Origin of the sequence: Legionella quinlivanii, from assembly GCF_003265995.1 — a bacterium.
GTDB lineage: Bacteria > Pseudomonadota > Gammaproteobacteria > Legionellales > Legionellaceae > Legionella_C > Legionella_C quinlivanii_A.
Map to the genome: position 1 here is coordinate 302,102 of NZ_MVJN01000002.1, position 21,926 is coordinate 324,027.

The following is a 21,926-nucleotide window of genomic DNA, read 5'->3' on the forward strand; positions in this document are numbered from 1 at the left end:
ATTCGCGCCTAAACCCAATTCAGTTTAAGATGAATGCTGACTGAAAGAATGCTTAATATCAGAGATACTTTCATTGGAGACCGGCAATGGATTTGACTTACCATATTGCAGAACTGTTACTACTCGTTTCCTATTTATTACGTGACATGCTTCATCTAAGAATAGTAGCCTGTTTCGTTAGCCTGCTTTATATTTTCTATGGCATGAACCACAATCTGCCCGAGATCTATTGGTGGTCGGTTATTTATCTTGTGGTCAATATTTTCCAGATCTTATTAATTTTCAGACAAAAATTACCTGCCCAGCTCGATCCTCCCCTGCAAGCGATTAAAGACCAGTTGTTTACTCACATGCTAACCTCCGAGTTTGTGAAGTTAATTAAACTCAGCAAGGAAGGGGAAGCTTGCACGGCATCACTGATGAGCAGGGATCAACCGGTATCACGTGTCCTCTTATTGACTGAAGGAAAAGCCTTAATTTACCGCGATAAACAGATCATTGAACTGAAGCCTTATCATTTTCTGGGAGAAATGAGTTTTTTTAATAATCAACTTGCCACTGCGGATGTCATCGTAAAGGAACCGGTGAAATTTATCTACTGGGAATACGAAACGCTCAAGCGATTACAGGAACGTCAACCTGGATTATTCATTTTCATGCTCGAAGCCATTGGAAAAGATATGGTACTCAAATTGATGAATACACCCGAGCTGGCCGAGGTCAGGCATTAACCACTAAACTGCCCTGATTTAATAAATTCTGCAACATTTCAACGGAAGTTGCACCAGCGGGGACATAGTTTAACAGCGTAATCGTCTGAACCACTGCTCCATTGGGATCAGCCGATAAACTCAACAAGCTGTCATTCACTCCTCCTATGTTGTCGCTGTTAATAACAGAGATATTGATATAGTTACTCAGACTGGATGGATTGGAGGAATTATAATTATTAAATATCTGATCCAGCGTGAGCACATCGCCTTCTGCAGGTTTAAAATCAGCAATTACATCCTGTTGTGGAGATTGTGCGGTCAAAGATGCCGCATCAAAATTAAAATTATCAGCGCCCTTGCCTCCGATCATTAAATCATTTCCCATCCCGCCATTAAAAGTATTATTTCCAGCATCACCAACCAGTAAATCACCGATATCGCTGCCATTAATAACAGCGCCTCCATGCTGCTCATTGACATAAATGGCATCTAGGTTTTCATTCGAACTTAAATGCAATACGCCTAAATCCTGTAAATCCAGGACGGTCAGATTTGAATCAATTGCCGTGACATAATCCAGCACAGTATCGCCTAATCCGCCATTATCAAGCCCGTGATCGACACCATCAAAATAAAGACTGAACTGCCAGGTGCCGCTGGTCTGATCCTGATGCAACTGATAGATATTCATTCCGGTCAAACTTAGATCAGGACTTAATACATCCGTTAAATTCAAAGCACCTAGCAAAGGAGCGACAATTGGATCAAGGATATCATTGAGTTCAGTGATTAATGTATCCGTATTCACCGCAAGATTTAAGCTGGCTAAACCTGCCAGAAAACTGGTGTCGAGATTCAAGATAATATCTGCTCGTAAATCCTGGGAAAAACTTAAGAGATAATCGCCGTTTTCTTTGATATGCAGGCCGTTGACTGAGACATCCAGTATTTTAACTTCCAGCTGAGCACCTGCTGAGACCGCATCTTCAAGCGTTGATGTCAAAGCAAGAATACCTTGATCCACAGTATCTATCGCATTATTTAGCGTGGACAAATAATTGGCATCCAAAGCGTCCAGTTGTCCAATAATGGTTGTTGATAATGATTTTATTGAGTTAACCAGTGTTTGATTAAGAAGTAAACTTAGAGGAGTCGGTGTTAATTCGTCGATCAAATCGGTCAGCTCACCGATTAGATTATCTATACCAGTCGCTGTCGACAAACCATCGAGCAAACTATTCAGGCCGGTCCCCAGTAAATTGTCCAGTCCAGTCAATAAATCGCCGACTAAATTCAGTAAAATGGCAATAGGATTGGAGTTTAGAACCGTTTGTAATTGTAGCAATAAACCATCCAGAGTATTCAGATTAGTTTCAATTGCTCCCAGTGCATCATCCACCAACCCATCCAGTTCGGTCAGCAAGGGGTTAAACAATAAATCTACCTGCACTCCGACACTGGCTGATAAATCGGTGGTAACGGTTACATCGAGGCTCAGATCATTAATTCCTGCAGTGGAGCCATCAAATAGCAGGGAGTAACTGTTATTTACAGGATTGAATAAAATCAGGTCTTCATTGGCAAAATCCCCTACACCCGGAAGACTACTATCCGCAGCCAGTGAGAAAACCATCTGTCCGGCGTTGGCATGATTATCAGGAAAAACATACAGGGAATTGATAATCTGGCTATCGTCCAGACCATGACTGGAACCGTCAAAATACAAACTGAAATTGCTGCCATTCCACTGAATTACATCATTGGTGCCAGCAAGCACATTACCCGGCAGGGTTGAAGCAGTTGAGAGGGTAAATAATACTGAACCATTATCAAGAATATGTACGGAAGTGATATTTCGATTGTTTAAACTGCCATTTGTAATTGCCGCTAAATCGAATGATTCATGAAATTGTCCATTGTTATATTCAATCAATGTCTGATTGTCGTAGCCGCCGACCTGACGCTCATTTCCCCCTCCTTCAGTAGAAAACAGAATCGTATCATGAACTTCCGTACCTTCGGTTAAGGAAAAGGCATTCAGATTTTCCGGCAAATTATCCAGCAAACCGCCAAGCAAACCATCATTGGAGGCCAGTCCGTGTTCGCTGCCGTCAAAGAATAATTTAAGTGTATTAACATCCCACTGATTCGTAACTGGATTTTTGGTCACCGAATAAATATCCTCACCCCGAAAGGTTAATGCCGAGAGTGGATCAAATGGATTGGATAAGAGTTCACCCAGGGAGCCAAAAAGCAGGTCAACATTTAAAATGGGAGCCAGAGAGAAATACAAGGTATCCCCTTTCACCTCAAGGCCATCAATCTCAATTAAACGGGTATCCGGATCCAGTAAGGCAGCGACTAAACCGGCTAAATCAACATTGTTCAATGCCTGTAGTGCATTGCCAAGCAATTCATCGGTCAGTCCAATATCCTCTCCGCGGAAATAAATATCCAGAGAGCCAATATCCCAGGAGCCATTGACGCGATTAATCGATAAAACTTCGGTGCCATTCGCGGTAATTCCGCCCCAGACATCCAATGTCTGCAAAGCATAGGCCAAATCAACGTCAACCAGATTACTTAATGTAAAATATAAAGTGCCGTTATTAAAACTGTTATCACTTGAGGTAAAGGAGAAATCATCCATATTAAAATCAACGAGCAAATTCTGGAAAATCCCGTCATTTAAAAGACCATCCTGAAGCCCCTGAGCGCTGCCATCCAGAAACAGCTCAAAGGTATAGCGTCCATCGCTGCCCTGGGTCGCCAGAACAATGTCCTGATTTTCAAAATTGCCAATTCCCGGTAAATTACCCCCAGTTGCCGTAGAAAATAAAATCTGATTTCCCACAACATGCAAGCCGTCAATACTGAATCCTAAAAGCGAGAGCTGATTTAAAAGACTGGTTTCAAAATTGAAATTTTCGCTGCCATTAAAGGCCATCTCATAGCCATCGGCAGTTAATTTTAAGATGTCTTCATTAAAGAACACACCTTCCTGCTCGAGAATCAGAGCCAGAGCATCTTCGGTAGTTCCTCCCGCGAGAATCCCCCCGGGGCCGATCAAAGCTGCTATCAATGCCGGCAAGTCACCTTCAATCGGATCCAATGCCGACAAGCCGTAAAAACCCTCCATAGGCACTACACCGCCTAAAGAGGTTGTCAGATACATCATATCCCCGGCATTGGGATTAAAAACAGCATTATCAGCCACATTGACTACAAACTGTGCAGCACCGAGGTTGACCGGATCGCCATCCCGGTCCACGGCGCGAATAGCCGTACTGAAATCAAGAGCAAGCCACTCTTCATTGGCGGCATGGTCAATTGCTGTGATGAGGGTAAAGGTATAATCCCCGTTGGCTTCCAGTTCAAGAGTGAAGACCGGCGAGCCATTCACCAGGGCCGACAGTGTATTGCCATTCACTTCATAAGTAACCGCTTCACCATTGACAGTTACCGCCGGCAAGTTAGTCAATTCGGCCTGGGGACGGAATAAAAAGAAGCCCTGCTCATCTCCGCCAAAAGCAACCAAGGCATCAAGACTACCCAAAACAGCAACAGGCCCTAAGCTTAGATTGCTTTCATACACATTGGCATTCTCAGCGCTGGCGGTCACAATAGGCACATCATCCTGAATAGCAATGACAAACTGACTACCAAGATTAACCAGATCATTATCATTGTCGATAAGATTAATCACTGAGCCCAGGTTAACCAATACTTGTTCAAGATCATTGCCGTTTGTAAGTGGGTGGTCTATCGCTGCTAAAAGATTGAATATAAAATTGCCTGCTATACCGCCGCTATTCAATTCAAAAGTAAAGATGTCTACACCCGCAGCGCTGGCTGTAAGAATATTCCCATTCAGAGAATAACTTAGACTGGCACCGTTCGCTGTCAGATTATTAGCGCTTAAAATCGATTCATAGTTGGCATCAAAAATCCATTGCCCACTATCGTTACCAACACTCGCCAGAGCGGCCAGCGAACCGCTGACCGATAAGGTCTGCCCTCCTTCGCTGTTACCCGCTGGCAGCACATCTTCATGTACAGTTTCACTTAATGAAGCTCCACTTAGAGAGGGAATGGCATCAATTATCTGGAGATGTTCACCCAATGAAATCTGAGCGCTAAGCTGATCATTATCCCCATCCAGTGCCGTTGCAATGACAAAAATACTATTCACAGCCAGATTTAGAGCATTAGCTCCCGCTGCATCAGCATGGATTACCGAGCGATATTGGGTAAAACTGACCAGGCCTGCAGCGTCAACACTTACAGTAAATACTAACTGGCCATTCGCACGGCCTTCAATGCTGCCATTGTTATTAGTTAACAGAATGGAGGCTCCTGTTAAGCTGTCGATTAGTCCTGAGTCGGTATTATCACCGCCACTAATCTGCAACGCATAATCAAGATTGCCTTCATCTGCACCCAAATCCGCACCGAAAGCTGCGGCGACAGAAGTAGTACCTGTTAGACCTAACTGAGCTTCATTAATTGTCAATGGGGAAATTAGTCCGGCATCCACGGTTAGCTGCGGCACATCGTCAATGATGAAGAGCACTGAGGTTAAATCCAGTAGTGCGCTGCTGCTATCACCATCGCGATCGGTTAAATTGGCGATGACACTTAGAATATTGTTATCCAGATTAATTGAGTTAGTGCCGCCGCCATCCCCATGCACCACGGCGCGAAGCTGGGTGAAGGAAAGCTCCCCGCTGCTGTCAATGCTGACACTAAAGACCAGTTCATCACCTAATTGCGTGCGTCCTTCCACTACATTGCCATTGAAGCTTAATATCACTGCTTGCTGACTAAGGGTATCAATCAGGCCGCTGTCGGCATTATTAATCTGCAAGGCATAATCAATCGGCAGGCTGCCGTCCGCACCGATCGCGGCTTCAAAGGCCAGAGCTAAGGAGGTGCTGACCGTGGTGTTCAGACTGTTTTCATTGGCATTCAATGTGCCGACGAAATCCCCATCCGCCGTTAACGAAGGTACCCCGTCTATCACCTGAATCAAGGCGCCCACATCGAGACTTTCACTGACCGTATCCCCATCGCCATCGGTGACTGTAGTCACCAGGCTAATCAGATCTTCTGCAAATAACAGCGAGTTCGTGCCATTGCCGGCCGGGTGAATTACCCCGCGGTCCAAATCCAGTACAATGGCATTGGCGTCCACACTCAAAGTAAACACCAAAAGCCCGCCGGCTCGTCCTTCGACATTGCCCTGGGCAGTAATGCTCAGCAGCACCGGCAAACCGCTTAGGCTATCGATTAAACCGGAGTCATTGCTGGACAGTTCAAACTGATAATCAACACTGCCGCCATCAGGACCCACATTGCTGTTAAATACCGCGCTTAAGACAATGGAGCTGTTTACTCCAAGCGTCGCTTCATTCACACTCAAGGCACCAGCCCCCGGATCAGTCAATAACAAACTCGGACCCGCATCCTGAATGGAGACTATCGCGGATATATCAATTGCGGCGCTTTGCTGATCATTATCGCCATCGAGTGCGGTGGCAACCACTTCTACAACATTGGCTGGGAAGACCAGTGTATCTGCTGGATCATTGCTGTCCGGATGAATAATAGAGCGCAGTTGGGTAAAGCTCAGGAGACCGTTGGCGTCAATACTGAGGGTGAAAACCAGCTCACCATTGGCACGGCCTTCAATGACACCATTGTTATCCGTTAAAAGAATGGCGGCACCGCTTAAGCTATCAATCAAGCCGGAGTTAACATTGCTAATCGATAACTCATAACCGAGCGTGCCCGCATCTGCGCCCAAATCAGCAATAAATGCAGCTGCCAGCGAGACGCTGTCCGAAACGCCCAACTGGGTTTCCAGCACTAAGATACTGCCAATTTGTCCGGCATCCACACTTAACTGAGGGAGATCGTCGATGATGGACAGCACTGAACTTAAATCCAGCTGCGCGCTGCTGTTGTCGCCATCGCGATCCGTTAAATTGGCTATCACGCTTAAAATATTGCTATCGAGATTAATCGAGTTAGTGCCATTGCCATCGCCATGCACCACGGAACGAAGCTGGGTGAAGGAAAGCTCCCCGCTGCTGTCAATGCTGACACTAAAGACCAGTTCATCACCCAATTGCGTGCGTCCTTCCACTACAGTGCCATTAAAGCTTAATATCACCGCTTCCTGACTGAGGGTATCAAACAGGCCGCTGTTAACATTGTTAATCTGCAAGGCATAATCTATCGGCAGGCTGCCGTCCGCGCCAATCGCGGCTTCAAAGGCCAGCGCCAAAGAAACGCTGGCCGTGGTATTGAGACTGTTTTCATTAACCGATGCAGTGCCTGCTAAATCCCCATCCACCGTTAATGAAGGCACTCCGTCTATCACCTGAATCAAAGCTCCCACATCAAGACCTTCACTGACTGTATCCCCATCTCCATCGGTGACCGTGGCCACCAGGCTAATCAGATCTTCAGCAAACAATAGGGAATTCGTACCATTGCCGGCAGGGTGAATCACACCGCGGTCTAAATCCAGTACAATGGCATTGGCGTCCACACTCAAAGTAAACACCAAAAGCCCGCCGGCTCGTCCTTCGACATTGCCCTGGGCATTGATGCTCAGCAGCACCGGCAAACCGCTCAAGCTATCCATTAAACCGGAGTCATTGCTGGACAGTTCAAACTGATAATCGACACTGCCACCATCCGGACCTGTATTGCTGCTAAATACCGTGTTTAAGGCAATGGAGCTGTTTACTCCAAGCGTCGCTTCATTCACACTCAAGGCACCAGCCCCCGGATCAGTCACTGATAAACTCGGACCTGCATCCTGAATGGAGACCACCGTGGATATATCAATCGCAGCACTCTGCTGATCATTATCGCCGTCAATGGCGGTGGCAATCACTTGTACAATGTTAGCCGGAAAAACCAGAGTGTCCGCTGGATTAGAATTGTCGGGATGATTAATGGCGCGCAGCTGGGTGAAACTGAGCACTCCGCTGGCATCTATACTGAGGGTAAAAACCAGCTCGCCATTGGCTCGGCCTTCAATGACACCATTGTTATCCGTTAAGAGAACCGCGGCACCGCTTAAGCTGTCGATTAAGCCAGTATTTGTATTGATAATCGATAAATCATAGGCCAGTGCGCCGGCATCCGCTCCAAAATCAGCAATAAACGCCACTGCCAGCGAGACGCTGTCTGAAACGCCCAACTGGGTTTCCAGCACTAAAATACTGCCAATTTGTCCGGCATCCACGCTTAACTGAGGGACATCGTCAATAATGAAAAGCACTGAAGTTAAATCCAGCTGCGCGCTGCTGCTGTCGCCATCGCGATCCGTTAAATTGGCTATCACGCTTAAAATATTGCTATCGAGATTAATCGAGTTAGTGCCGTTGCCATCCCCATGCACCACGGCGCGAAGCTGGGTGAAGGAAAGCTCCCCGCTGCTGTCGATGCTGACACTAAAGACCAGTTCATCACCTAATTGCGTGCGTCCTTCCACTACATTGCCATTGAAGCTTAATATCACTGCTTGCTGACTAAGGGTATCAATCAGGCCGCTGTCGGCATTATTAATCTGCAAGGCATAATCAATCGGCAGGCTGCCGTCCGCACCAATCGCGGCTTCAAAGGCCAGAGCTAAGGAGGTGCTGACCGTGGTGTTCAGACTGTTTTCATTGGCATTCAATGTGCCGACGAAATCCCCATCCGCCGTTAACGAAGGTACCCCGTCTATCACCTGAATCAAGGCGCCCACATCGAGACTTTCACTGACCGTATCCCCATCGCCATCGGTGACTGTAGTCACCAGGCTAATCAGATCTTCTGCAAATAACAGCGAGTTCGTGCCATTGCCGGCGGGGTGAATCACACCGCGGTCTAAATCCAGTACAATCGCATTGGCGTCCACACTCAAGGTAAATACCAAAAGCCCGCCGGCTCGCCCTTCGACATTGCCCTGGGCATTAATGCTCAGCAGCACCGGCAAACCGCTTAGGCTATCGATTAAACCGGAGTCATTGCTGGACAGTTCAAACTGATAATCAACACTGCCGCCATCAGGACCCACATTGCTGTTAAATACCGCGCTTAAGACAATGGAGCTGTTTACTCCAAGCGTCGCTTCATTCACACTCAAGGCACCAGCCCCCGGATCAGTCAATAACAAACTCGGACCCGCATCCTGAATGGAGACTATCGCGGATATATCAATTGCGGCGCTTTGCTGATCATTATCGCCATCGAGTGCGGTGGCAACCACTTCTACAACATTGGCTGGGAAGACCAGTGTATCTGCTGGATCATTGCTGTCCGGATGAATAATAGAGCGCAGTTGGGTAAAGCTCAGGAGACCGTTGGCGTCAATACTGAGGGTGAAAACCAGCTCACCATTGGCTCGGCCTTCAATGACACCATTGTTATCCGTTAAAAGAATGGCGACACCGCTTAAGCTATCAATCAAGCCGGAGTTAACATTGCTAATCGATAACTCATAACCGAGCGTGCCCGCATCTGCGCCCAAATCAGCAATAAATGCAGCTGCCAGCGAGACGCTGTCCGAAACGCCCAACTGGGTTTCCAGCACTAAAATACTGCCAATTTGTCCGGCATCCACACTTAACTGAGGGACATCGTCGATGATGGACAGCACTGAACTTAAATCCAGCTGCGCGCTGCTGTTGTCGCCATCGCGATCCGTTAAATTGGCTATCACGCTTAAAATATTATTATCGAGATTAATCGAGTTAGTGCCGTTGCCATCCCCATGCACCACGGAACGAAGCTGGATGAAGGAAAGCTCGCCGCTGCTGTCTATGCTGACACTAAAGACCAGTTCATCACCTAATTGCGTGCGCCCTTCCACTACAGTGCCATTAAAGCTTAATATCACCGCTTCCTGGCTCAGAGTATCAATTAATCCGCTGTCGGCATTGTTAATCTGCAAGGCATAATCAATCGGCAGGCTGCCGTCCGCACCAATCGCGGCTTCAAAAGCCAGCGCCAGAGACGTGCTCACCGTGGTATTTAAACTGTTTTCATTGGCATTCAGTGTGCCGGCCAAATCCCCATCGACTGTTAACGAAGGCACCCCGTCTATCACCTGAATCAAGGCGCCCACATCGAGACTTTCACTGACCGTATCCCCATCGCCATCGGTGACTGTAGCCACCAGGCTAATCAGATCTTCTGCAAATAACAGCGAGTTCGTACCATTGCCGGCGGGGTGAATCACACCGCGGTCTAAATCCAATACAATCGCATTGGCGTCCACACTCAAAGTAAACACCAAAAGCCCGCCGGCTCGTCCTTCGACATTGCCCTCGGCATTGATGCTCAGCAGCACCGGCAAACCGCTCAAGCTATCGATTAAACCGGAGTCATTACTGACCAGTTCAAAATGATAATCAACACTGCCGCCATCCGGACCTGTATTGCTGCTAAATACAGTGTTTAAGGCAATGGAGCTGTTTACTCCCAGCGTCGCTTCATTCACACTCAAGGCACCAGCCCCCGGATCAGTCACTGATAAACTCGGGCCTGCATCCTGAATGGAGATCAGCGAAGCGATATCTAAAAAGCTGCTGCCTTGATCCCCATCACCATCGGTGGCTATAGCCACGACAGCTACTATTCCTGAGGGAAAATTTATCACTTCATTGGGAAGAGAGTTATCAGGATGAACAATAGGCCTAAATTGTGTAAATGAAAGCTCAGCATTGGCATCAATAGTAAATACCAATACCAGATTGCTTCCGGCATAACCCACTATTTCACCAGCAGCGTTTACGCTAAGAATTATCGGCAGTCCGGTTAAACTATCAGTCAGGCCGCTTACAGTATTATTAAGTTGAAGTTGATACTCAAGGGATGACAGGCCATCGGCTCCACCCTGACCAATAAAACTATCGGCCAAAGAAGTGCTTAATGTGAGGTTCAAAACGCTATCACTAAACTGGATTGACTCGGGAATGTCAGTGGACAGGACTACGAAGGGCGTATCGTCAGCAATAACAATTATAAACTGATTATTTAAGGTGATGCCGTCTCCGTCCCCATCAGTTGCTTCGATTAGAAAACCTAAGGGAATAGGAATAATTGATGAATTAGAACCCAAATGATCCAATGATTGCTGCAGAATAAACTGGTAACTGCCATCTGTGTTTACTATTAAGTTAAAAACTTCGTTCCCGTCAGGATCCAGAGCCTGTAATCGATTGTCTGAAATCTGGTAATCTAATAGTTGGCCGCCTGAACTCAGCCCAAAACTCTCAAGAACAGTGCTTAAGGCAGGTTCTGATATAAAATGAAAACCAGCCTGACCATCCGCACCAAACGAAACGAGTGCGGATAATGCTCCACTAATTTCGGATATGGGATTGGGAGTATCGATATTGGCTCCAGGCAAAGCATCTTCATGCAAAAGCGACTGTTGATTGCTTCCAGACACAGCCAGAGGAATATCATCATTGATCCGGATAATAAAAGTACCGGGGGGTAAGTTTATATTGCCTATTTGTATAAATTCGCTTAAATCAATAACAATCTGATCCGCACCGGGTAAGGGATGATCAAGATTGTTGTTTAACTGAAAACTAAACTGATTATTCGGTAAAATCTGCAGAATAAATATCGTTTCCCCACCAGCCTGGGCAATCAGTTGTGAGTTTTCGATAATGTAATTAATCGGAAGATCATTTGAAGTGAAGGGTAGAACTCCCGAGCCTGCTGCTAAAGCAACAGGGCTGTTTTCTGGATTTAACAGAGACAGGTTCCCGGAATAAGTCGTAGCTGCACCGGGGGCATGTCCATTCTGAAGTCCTGATTCAAAAAGAGAGACACTAACCGAAGCATTCGACTCTCTTGATTCCATTGATTCAGTATTATCAGTTTGATCAGCGTCAGAATCGAGTAAGGTTAAACGCCTGGTAAGAAAGAACCAGTTATCCAATAATGTATTAATAATGGACTGACTAATACCTAATGTATCATATCCTGCATCCACATATCCCAGAGAGTAATAAGGATTGAATGAAACGAAAGTGCTCCCATCGAGATTATCAGGTTCGACGATCAGATAGGAAGGAGGCAGAAAATTAAGCAGGTAATTAAACAGATCAAAATCTGCCTGCTCAGCGTCAAAGTCTCGTTCAGCAACATCAGCAGGCGGATAGGCAGGACGTTGCACTGCAAAAAAACTATCATTAATGGAAACAACTAAGGTATTTGAAAGAAAGAGAGGAAGAATCCTAGCAACCTGTGGAAGCTCAAACTGTGTATTTAAAGCCAGTTGACTAAAGATCCCGGAGTTTACAGCAACAGCCATAGAACAACATCCTTCCAGGAAACATTTGATGATTAATTATAGTTCAATTTTTGATCAAATTATGGGTGACCATTAATATTTTTTATCTTGTTCTATTGATGGTCTAATTTGATGGTCTAATTGTGATTTTTGCAGATTCTGAGTACGTAGATAAACAGCCCTTACGGGAGCATTTTATAACAGCAAGGCAACCGCTTTTTGCCAGCCGGTAAAATCACAGTCTCTCTGTTGATAACCTTCATCAGGGGTGAATTCTTTTGAACATTGCCAGCTTCTCTCCAGATCCCCGGGGTCTGAATACAGACCGCAGCCCAAAGCGGCCAGCATGGCAGCACCTTGCGCGGTAGACTCAATATCAAGCGGCTTTTGTACGATCATCTGACACTGATTGGCAAGAAACTGAAGAAACCAGTGATTGGCAGCCATTCCTCCATCCACGCGTAAAACATTCAAGTCGGTCTCAACAGCATCTTGCATGCAGCGTATCACCTCGCGCGTGAGATAAGCTACGCTTTCCAGTGCCGCTCGGGCAATATGAGCACGGTTACTCTTGCGAGACAATCCAACAATAATGGCACCAGGAGTCGACAGCCAGTACGGAGCTCCGAGTCCTGTAAACGATGGTACAAGATATACACCCGCATTATCATTCAGTGATTCAGCCAGCTGCTCAGTTTCAGCAGCTGTTTGGATAAGTTTCATTTCATCTCTCAGCCACTTAATTGTGGTTCCGGCATGATAGAGACTGCCTTCGAGCGCATAAGCAGTCTGGCCCTTAACCTGGTAGGCAATCGTAGTTAGCAAATGACTGGCAAAGAACACCGGTTCTCTATCTGTATTCATCATCAGAAAGCCGCCTGTACCATAGGTGGCTTTAATCATTCCTTTATTAAAGCAACGTTGTCCGATTAATGCTGCCTGCTGATCGCCGGCCGCTCCTGTAATGGGAATCTCAGCACCCAGCCATGAGCTGTGTATTGTTCCAAAATGAGCATCAGAGGCAAGCACTTCCGGCAAGAGCGTGGAGTTGACATGGAAGAGATCGAGTAATTCCTGATCCCATTGTCTTTCATGAATATTGAATAATAAAGTTCTTGAGGCATTGGTAATATCGGTGACATGCGCCTTGCCTCTTGTTAAACGCCAGATTAAAAAACTGTCAATTGTACCGATTGCCAGTTCACCTGAATGCGCCAGCCTCGCGGCTTCAGGAATATTTTTAATTAACCAGTGTATTTTACTGGCGGAAAAATAGGGATCGGGCAGCAGTCCGGTTTTTTTCTGAATCAGTTCTTTCTCAGTATGCAAGCTATCGCAAAAATCCTGGGTTCTTCTGTCCTGCCAGACGATAGCCCGGTGCAGACATTCGCCAGTTTTTTTATTCCAGAGTAAAACGGTTTCTCGCTGATTCGTGATCCCGCAGGCAGCAATCGATTTTAACTCAACACCGCTAACAACATCTTTTACAGCGGCCAAGGTTTTAGACCAAATTTCTTCAGGACAATGTTCAACCCACCCGGGTTCAGGATAATATTGAGTGAGAGGGTATTGACTGGAGGTGATAAGCCTGCCATTACTTTCATAGAGCATGGCTCTTATACTGCTTGTTCCCTGATCAATTGCAAGTAAGTATTTCATGCCCTGTTCTCTTTAGTATTATCCCTTGAAATAATTCTATACGCTTTTTACGGAGAGCAAAATACATGGTTGAAGGATATGATGTGGCGGTGATTGGCGGAGGGATTAATGGCTGTGGTATCGCAGCGGATGCGGCATTGCGTGGGCTTTCGGTAGTATTGCTCGAAAAGGATGATATTGCCTCAAAAACCTCATCTAACAGCAGTAAGTTAATTCACGGGGGCTTGCGCTATCTCGAATATTACGATTTCTCTCTGGTAAAAAAGGCACTGGATGAAAGACAATTGCTAATCAGTCTGGCTCCGCATCTTGTATACCCTACCACCTTTGTTCTGCCTTATCTGCAATCCATGCGCCCGACCTGGCTTTTACGTACTGGTCTTTTTTTATATGACAATCTCAGTCGTAAAAATAAATTACCCAAAAGCCGTTTAATCAAGCGCAACAAAAGCCCGAATTATTTCAGCGCGCTCAATCCGGAATTTAACAAGGGCTTTTTATTTTCGGACTGTACGACGGATGATTCCCGTCTAACCCTGGTCAATGCATTGCTGGCCAGAGAACATGGTGCACACATTTTACCTCAAACGGAATTATGTGCCGCCGAAGCCCATGATAATCAATGGACATTGCGCATACGTAGTAAAAATCAATCGATTGAAACCATTACGGCAAAAGCGGTAATCAATGCAGCAGGCCCCTGGGTGGAATCTCTGAATACCCTTCTTGGAATTAAATCTGAATATAAAATATCGATGGTTCAGGGCAGTCATTTCGTCGTTCCCAAACTCTATGAGGGAGATCACGCCTATCTATTACAAAATACGGATAACCGCATCGTTTTTGTAATTCCCTATTATGGGCATACCATGATTGGCACCACCGATGTGCCATTTTCTGGCGATTTGGATCACGTCGCGATTTCTCCCATTGAAATAAACTATCTGTTCAAGCTCGTTCGCGGTTATTTTAAGCATCATCTGACCCACGGCGATATTATCAATACCTGGAGCGGGGTTCGTCCTCTATTATTCAAGCTGGGAGAAAGCCCTCAGGCATTAAGCAGGGACTATCTTTTTCATATGAATTACTCACCTGCGCCAGTAGTCTCTATTTACGGTGGTAAAATTACCACCTATCGCCAGTTAGCTACTGAAACGATTGATCAGCTAAAGCCGGTTTTTCCCGGTTTACCTGCATCAGGCAGTTCAAAAGCAGCTCTTCCTGGTGCGAAACTTGAATCGATGTCCTTTAATGAATATCAATTTCATGCAAGGGAAATGTATCATTGGCTTGCCCCTGGTATACTCACCCGCTACCTGCGAACCTATGGAACCAGAACCGAACTGCTTCTGGCGGGTTGTAAAAAAATGAATGATCTGGGATCGGAAATTGGTCATGGACTTTATACTAAAGAAGTGGATTATTTAATGAATCAGGAATGGGCAAGCTGCGCTGATGATATTTTATGGCGAAGAACCAAACTGGGGCTTGAGCTCTCGGTTGAGGAAAAAATCAAACTGGAGAAGTACTGTAATCTTCAACAAGAATAGTCTCAGTTTATTTCACATTCCCGGCTAAAAATCGATCCAGGCCATTGGCAAAGCTTTGAATTTCTCTGGCACTTATTTTCGGCGGACCGCCAGAGAGCATTTGTGCGCCGCGCAAGACCTCATTAAAGTTACGCATCGACAAATGGCTTTTTACATTGTTTGCTGTATACATCTCTCCTCTCGGATTTAAAGCAAATCCACCATTAGTGATTATGAGATCCGCTAACGGGATATCAGCGGTAATCACTAAATCACCAGGCTCTATATTTTCTGCAATGTATTTATCGGCCATATCAAATCCCGCCCCCACCTGATGTTTCCTGATAAAGGGGGAAGCAGGAATAGTCAGATTATGATTTGAGACAATCATGAGTAAGCGCTGAGTTCTGATTGCTGCCCGAAATACGATTTCCTTAATCGGTTTTGGACAGGCATCGCCATCGATCCATATTTGCATTGATATTGAGATTAGTTATACAAATTGAGATTTTAGCATAGTATCAGAGAGTGTAGAACTGAATACCGGAGAGTCTTCATTAAACTGTGTCATTACTCGCAGGCACGCCCGTCATGGTATGACACAGTTTCTATTGATTACCCTTTACTGGTAAGCTGGGCCTAACCCAGTATCTTCTCTTTTCTCATCCCGCCTGCTCAGCCCCGCTCCTGATCTTGAAGTTCCCTGCGAATTCGCAAAACTGTAGCGATTCGATGACAAGGATGCCGTCGTAGTGGGCCTTACTCGTATGTTATCTGGCAAGGATAAAGTCATGTCAGCAGACGATCCAACAATAAGACTACTATATTTTTGCAGCAGAAGAGCATACTGAGGGTCAACCCTTCTTAATAACTCCTTCAGACTGGTTTTTGCCGTCAACTCCATTAAAAACTCCGGAGTATGTCTGCTCAGCAAGTTCAACAGCTTATCAAAGGAGTCCGTATTAAACAAAGCGTCTTTTAAAGGATCTTTATGCGAGGCATTCTGAAGGCGCAGGGACGCTCCAATGACCTCATTAATAAATATCTCCAAAAGGTTGAATTCCTTACCCCATTGGTCCCTCCAGCTTTTTTTAAGCCCCTGGTTCAATTCAAGCAGACCTCTGCTCCATTCCTCGTTACCGCTGACCAGTGCTTTTAGTAACAGCATCAGATTTTTGGATAAACTGCAAAGCGGGCTCAACTTATCGTATTGAAACATGGGCGAATAATGCTTAAAGGGCCGTTGAACTTCGATTGCATTTAAAACCTCCAGGTAAATCACTTGCAGGTTATGTTTATAATAATCAGGATGTGCATTCCTTAAAGCATCCTCATCATTAAACACTTCATCGTCATTTAGAGGCACACCTAACCCTGTCAGATAATAGGCAATTTTATCCGGGAATTCCGGGGGGATTCGTAAACTGCGACCCACCTCCTGTGAGCGCTTATCAATCTTTGTACGAATATCAACAGAGCAACCTTTATTTTGACTCTCTTCCGGGCTTTTTTCTTTCGCATACAGGCCCCAGGCTACATTCTTGTCATTGTAACCCGTACCTAACATATTAACGACGACCAGAATCCCGGGCTGGTCCATTGGCTGCTTATTGAAACGCTCAATCCATCCCTTATACTTTTTGATATTTGAGTGAATCGACTTGGCGAGTTTAGTTCCAGCTCCTTCATTAATTGCAGCTGTTAATAATTTGGCCTCTGGAATACTCGTGGTATAAATGATGCCTTTGTAGGAAGCGAGTGTCTTACCCATCGGATGGCGATGCTCTTTAATTAATGTCGCAATTTTTTTACATTTTTCAGCAGAATCAATAGCTAGTGAATAAGGCAAACGACCCACTATCAGGGGGGCGGTTTTACCCGCTTTACGAGAATCCGTTCGCGTAAACACGTATAGTGGTTTAACCGAATTCCCCGGCGTTGCTGAAAAGCCCAGCGAGGTCACCCCGCTTTCCATTACGCGTTGAGCATCTTTCTGATACAGATGATGCTCATCCAGGACAGTGACTAAAGGTTTACGGTGCTTTTTCAGGATATCATCTGGTGCACTGACAAATTTTGCATAGCTGGCTTTACAGAATATCAGAACGCTTGCCTTTTCCCTTAGGGGTTTATTCTTGTGAAGCAATTTAATCGTTACTGCATTTTCCTTGCTATCGACTGGAATCACATTCTTTGGCTTAATTTGTGCAAACTTCCCTAGCCTTTCCAGAACTGCCATAAACTCTTCATGATATTGATCTACCAGTTGAAGTGTGGGCACCACAATATGAAACACAGCATCAGGGTTATTTTTAAAGAGGTAAATGAGCATCAGAATAGCAGTCAGAGTCTTCCCGCCGCCGGTTGTGATTTGGACCACTCCGTTTGATGAGTCGCATTGACTTACAGCTCTTAGCGCATCAGCCTGGTAGGGATAAAGATATACTTTTTCTTCCTTTAAGAACTCTTCCAGTTTATGGGGGTCAAAAAGTGAATTAAGCTTGGATCCAGTCCATTGTTTCTGGAGAAATGTCTCATTACATGGAGCAGCTGATTTCGCATATCTTTTTTGTTTGGCCAGGAGATTCGGCTTCTCGTATTCTTCCGGTTCTCCACCATCAAAGGACTCTCTAAGATTAGGATTAGAGTCAGATTTAGGTTGATTATTCGCTTCCACTATTGAGCGAAAATCGCGAGTTTCAACTTGACGTTTTTGTTTCTCCACCGATTTAAAACTTCTTTCAATTTCACTTTTCATATGTGAAAGACTATTTGTCATCAGTCGAGTATAAAATGGGCTTAATCCCTCAGGAGGAAATTCTTCAGTCTGAATAGCCAGGATTTGCTCAATATATCCACCTGCATTTGCTTTTGCCTGGTTTTTAACTTTTTTTGAACGCGTTAAGCTGATTGACTTCAGTCCAGGTAAATGCAAAAGGTTTCTGGCTAATTCACTATCTTGATCACCATTCTCCTTTCTTGCTTCCTCCAGCGCATGATCAATAATCATTTGAAAATAAAAGTCTTGCATACACAAGCGAGAATGCACTCCAGGGTATGCCAGAATTGACACATCCTCAGCAGTTTGTAACTTCAAAACCCTGGCTGTCTGCTCAAAATCAAAATCGAACAGCTTATATCCATAGTCTGGTTCTAAAAAGTAAAACCGCTTAAACGATAAAGTTTGCATGCCACAGATAATCGCCTTATCTTTTTCTCGTGCGGCGGCAAGCGATTTCGTTATTCCAGACCATGTCGAAACATCGCAAAACTCCTCTGTGGCTTGTATCTGACTAAGATTGTCATCAAGGTAAACACAATGCTTGAGTTTCCATAAATACGAGAGCATAAATGCCGTCAGACGGCGCGTTTGTATATCTTCGGGATGGTAATTGCCGTGTGTTTTATAACTTAGAGCGTCTGTAATTAAAAACTCGACATTTTCAGGCTTATTTCGATCGCTCAAATTCTCATATTCATAAGCGCTGACCACCACTAACAGACGCTGCTTATCGCCCAGCAGACTGGGGTCAGGAATCATCGCTTCGTGCTTACGTCCTGCAAACACGAAGGTCACTGTCTCATCGGATGAAGGCAAATCATTTCTGCGGCTCACTAGTCGAAATCTTGAGTCACCACTGCTAATTTTATGAGTAAACTCAGGTTCATCCATTGTCTGTTTGAAGGAATCAAGGGATTTAAACTGGAATGCCCCGGAATAGGTAATATTGCGGCTGGATTTCTTTAATAAAAAAGGGACTTCGGGTATGCGCTCAAATGTCTGTGAATATTTCGCACTAAACAGGGCATTTTTTTCATTTGCTTTTTTTATACGCGATGGATCTTTAGTTTTCTTACTTCGTTTTTTTGATTGTACCTCTTCTTCAGATGAAGATTCACTCAATCGCTTATTCTTTTGCAGCCCAGCTCGATTTTCCTGAGGCTCCTGTGAGAAAGGAATGGGACTCTGCTCCCTGGATTCAGGAAGTTCCTGCTCGATATCATCAGAAATATCGATGACTGCAGTCACGGATGAAGATTCGCTCAATCGTTTTCTATTTTCAGAAAGGGATAGTGACTCTTCTTCAGAGTCATCTTGTATAATAATGGGACTGGATGGATTAGACTCATAAAATCGAAGGGATAGCGACTCTTCTTCGGAGTCTTGTACAGTAATTATACCGGATGAGTCAGACTCAGAAAATCGAAAGGCTAGCGACTCTTCTTCGGTTCCATCTTCTATAATAATTGAGCTGGTTGAGTTAGACTCAGAAAATCGAAGCGTGCTAACATCAAAAATTTCCAGAGTCATTAGCTCTGAGTTTCTATCAATATTTGCAATATCAGCGGACAAAATATCTGATACAGGATTTACATCCACAGCAGGGAACAGCGATCCTTGATTGGTCTCTGCCTCAGAGTGATTAAGGAATGGCCTGATATAATTGAGAAAATCGATACCCGCTTTTTCAGCCCCTCTCATAATTGCAGCCCAATTGGCACCATTGTTCTTTAAAAACAACGTATAGTACATATTTCCACCCTGGGCTGCCGATTCAGCCATTTGATCAGTCAGATCAAAACCCATCTCTTTTGCTTTTGCTCTTAGGAATTCGGCATATTCCTGATAATCATAATAAGCAGCCATACGAGCTAAATGACTCAACTCAACACCAAGGGTCCCTAGATATTCTGCATATTCCCAGTCCTCACCGAGTATAGCGCCCGAGGCAATTGTAAGCTTGTCAGCACCCAGTTCCCGCAATGCTCCTGCATAAGCACGCTGGCGTCCTCTGGCAGCCCCATGAGCTATGTGATCTATATCAGCTCCCCGTAGACGCAGGGATTCAGCATAAGCAATGTTTCCTACCTCAGCAGCCCCTGCTGCAATCCGGTGGATATCAGCTCCCGATAAACGCAGATATTCAGCGTATTTAACGTGTCCGCCTTTTATAGCGCCAACGGCAAGCGTAGTTATGTCCGCACCTTTTCTTCGCAACATCTCTGCTAAATACAAATGACCGCTGAGAGCTGCTGCGGCAGCAACTTCACTGATATCGCTTATCTGATCTATTAAAGGCAAAAGTTCATTGATATATCCACCTTTGGCCAGTCCAATGGCAATATACTTAAACTCAACTCCCGCGTCCTGTTGCTGAGAAGCTAATTCGTGTAAACCACTTGCAGCGGCATAGGTAGCCAAAAAAGTCCGATTGCCGTAGTTATGGGGGTTATTATAGTAGGATAATATCGGTTCTATATGTTTTCCCTGTAAATACCCTCGTAAAACTGCTTTAAAACTAGCCTTTTTCAATAGCATCTCTGAGACTTTATCCCCATCTCCCTTTATTGCCGCGCCTTCAGCAATCGCTGAAGTACATGCTCCCTGATTTAATAACCAATTGGTAAAAACCGGATCACCATTTTCACCAGCGCCCCTGGCAATCTGATGAATACAAGTGTTTGATTCGCGCCTGAGCACTTCTGTGGCTTCAACATCGCCAGAGCGCGCAGCGCCTCTGCCCGCTAAATGAATATTCGCTCCTAGCTTGACCAGTAATTTGACTGCATCTACCTTTTTTTGAGAGGCCAACACTTCTGCAGGAGTCCAATCAGTTCCCTGCTTTCGCACGTCAATGCTAACCAAGGGGTCTTTCAGCAAATCTATTAACGCTGCCTCCTTTCCTTCTTCAGCAAGACGGCAAATAATTTCATGGTAATTAATACGCGCTCGACATTCCATTGCCAGGAAATCATAGCCTCCCTGTTTGGCGCCTTCTGCGACTGCTTCGAGGCTTGCACCCTGATCAAGCAAGGATCTAGCCAAATCGATAAGCCCTGCTCGCGCCACCCCTTTGGCAATCAGATTGATATTGGCGTTTTTATCAATTGAGGGTAATTTATCAATCCAGCCGCCACTGGCGATACCCAGTGTAATAGAATCTTCATTTGCACCGAATGAACGCATAAGCTCTACTGATTTCCAATCGCCACAGGTTGCGGCAGCTTCTGCTATTACATTGATGTCGGCCTCCATAGCAAATAATTCATCTACAAAATGATCGTTTTTTCCTTGAATTGCACTTATGGCGACTGCATCGATCCTTGCACCTTTTTCTATCAGTTTTATTGCTTCATCTCGGTTACCACGCAGTGCATACCCTTGAGCAGCCATAGTGATGTTGGCATTTCTATGTGTAAGCATCCATTCTACTAACCTTGTGTTGTTAGCTCTTGCTGCTCCCCGTACAATCGAATCACGGTTGGCTCCGAGATGCATGAGTACATTGGCAGCGTCTATTTTTCCTTCGTAAATGAGTAACTCTGCCGCTGTTACAATAATTGCTGGCCAAACGGGATTTTCAGGATCTTCAGGGTTTAGGGGGGGTGCCTCTGTATTAACTATTTTTTTTCGAATATCAATACTGATATTGTGTTTAAAAAGAAATGCTTTCAAATCTTCAGGTTTGTTTTCAATGGCAAGTTTATAAATTTCATCAAAATAGTTCATACTTAACCTTTAACTTTATACTACTGGCAGGCTTTAATAATGCGTTTTCAAGCGTTATAAGTCAGACCCGGTTTCGATCCAATATCACACATAGTAGCGAATCTTATCACAAGATGAACTTATTTGATACATATAGAGCGCGTTTAAATCAATAATGTGGTATACTTTTTCAAAACGAAAACAGCTTAAGGTTTAGTTAA

At 44.9% G+C, this 21,926-nt stretch carries 6 protein-coding genes; 2 read left to right on the top strand and 4 right to left on the bottom strand.

The features are described from left to right. The first annotated feature begins 86 nt into the window (after nucleotides 1–86). On the top strand, nucleotides 87–731 hold the full coding sequence (locus tag B1207_RS03315) for a cyclic nucleotide-binding domain-containing protein (RefSeq protein WP_112218581.1): 645 nt from the start codon (nucleotides 87–89) through the stop codon (nucleotides 729–731). Here the strand turns inward: B1207_RS03315 and B1207_RS03320 are convergent. Beyond that, nucleotides 721–12,045, bottom strand: a complete 11,325-nt coding sequence (locus tag B1207_RS03320; protein ID WP_112218582.1) for a DUF5801 repeats-in-toxin domain-containing protein — start codon at nucleotides 12,043–12,045, stop codon at nucleotides 721–723. The genes B1207_RS03315 and B1207_RS03320 overlap by 11 nt on opposite strands. A gap of 174 nt (nucleotides 12,046–12,219) precedes the next feature. Next, nucleotides 12,220–13,683, bottom strand: a complete 1,464-nt coding sequence (gene glpK, locus B1207_RS03325) for a glycerol kinase GlpK (protein ID WP_112218583.1) — start codon at nucleotides 13,681–13,683, stop codon at nucleotides 12,220–12,222. Nucleotides 13,684–13,748: 65 nt separating this feature from the next. Here glpK and glpD point away from each other — a divergent pair, with 65 nt between their 5' ends. Next, nucleotides 13,749–15,236: a glycerol-3-phosphate dehydrogenase gene (gene glpD, locus B1207_RS03330; RefSeq protein WP_112218584.1), complete on the top strand. Its 1,488-nt coding sequence runs from the start codon at nucleotides 13,749–13,751 to the stop codon at nucleotides 15,234–15,236. 7 nt (nucleotides 15,237–15,243) lie between these two features. Here glpD and B1207_RS03335 read toward each other — a convergent pair whose 3' ends face one another. After that, entirely contained in the window at nucleotides 15,244–15,693 is a 450-nt protein-coding gene (locus B1207_RS03335; protein ID WP_112218585.1) for a YaiI/YqxD family protein, read from the bottom strand. 144 nt (nucleotides 15,694–15,837) lie between these two features. Beyond that, nucleotides 15,838–21,726 (bottom strand): DEAD/DEAH box helicase family protein, encoded by a 5,889-nt coding sequence (locus tag B1207_RS03340; RefSeq protein ID WP_112218586.1) that lies wholly within the window; start codon nucleotides 21,724–21,726, stop codon nucleotides 15,838–15,840. Nucleotides 21,727–21,926 lie beyond the last annotated feature (200 nt).

Coding starts and splice junctions, on each gene's coding strand:
- glpD (WP_112218584.1), top strand. CDS start 13,749: ATGGTTGAAGGATATGATGTGGCGGTGATTGGCGGAGGGATTAATGGC.
- B1207_RS03315 (WP_112218581.1), top strand. CDS start 87: ATGGATTTGACTTACCATATTGCAGAACTGTTACTACTCGTTTCCTAT.
- B1207_RS03340 (WP_112218586.1), bottom strand. CDS start 21,726: ATGAACTATTTTGATGAAATTTATAAACTTGCCATTGAAAACAAACCT.
- glpK (WP_112218583.1), bottom strand. CDS start 13,683: ATGAAATACTTACTTGCAATTGATCAGGGAACAAGCAGTATAAGAGCC.
- B1207_RS03320 (WP_112218582.1), bottom strand. CDS start 12,045: ATGGCTGTTGCTGTAAACTCCGGGATCTTTAGTCAACTGGCTTTAAAT.
- B1207_RS03335 (WP_112218585.1), bottom strand. CDS start 15,693: ATGCAAATATGGATCGATGGCGATGCCTGTCCAAAACCGATTAAGGAA.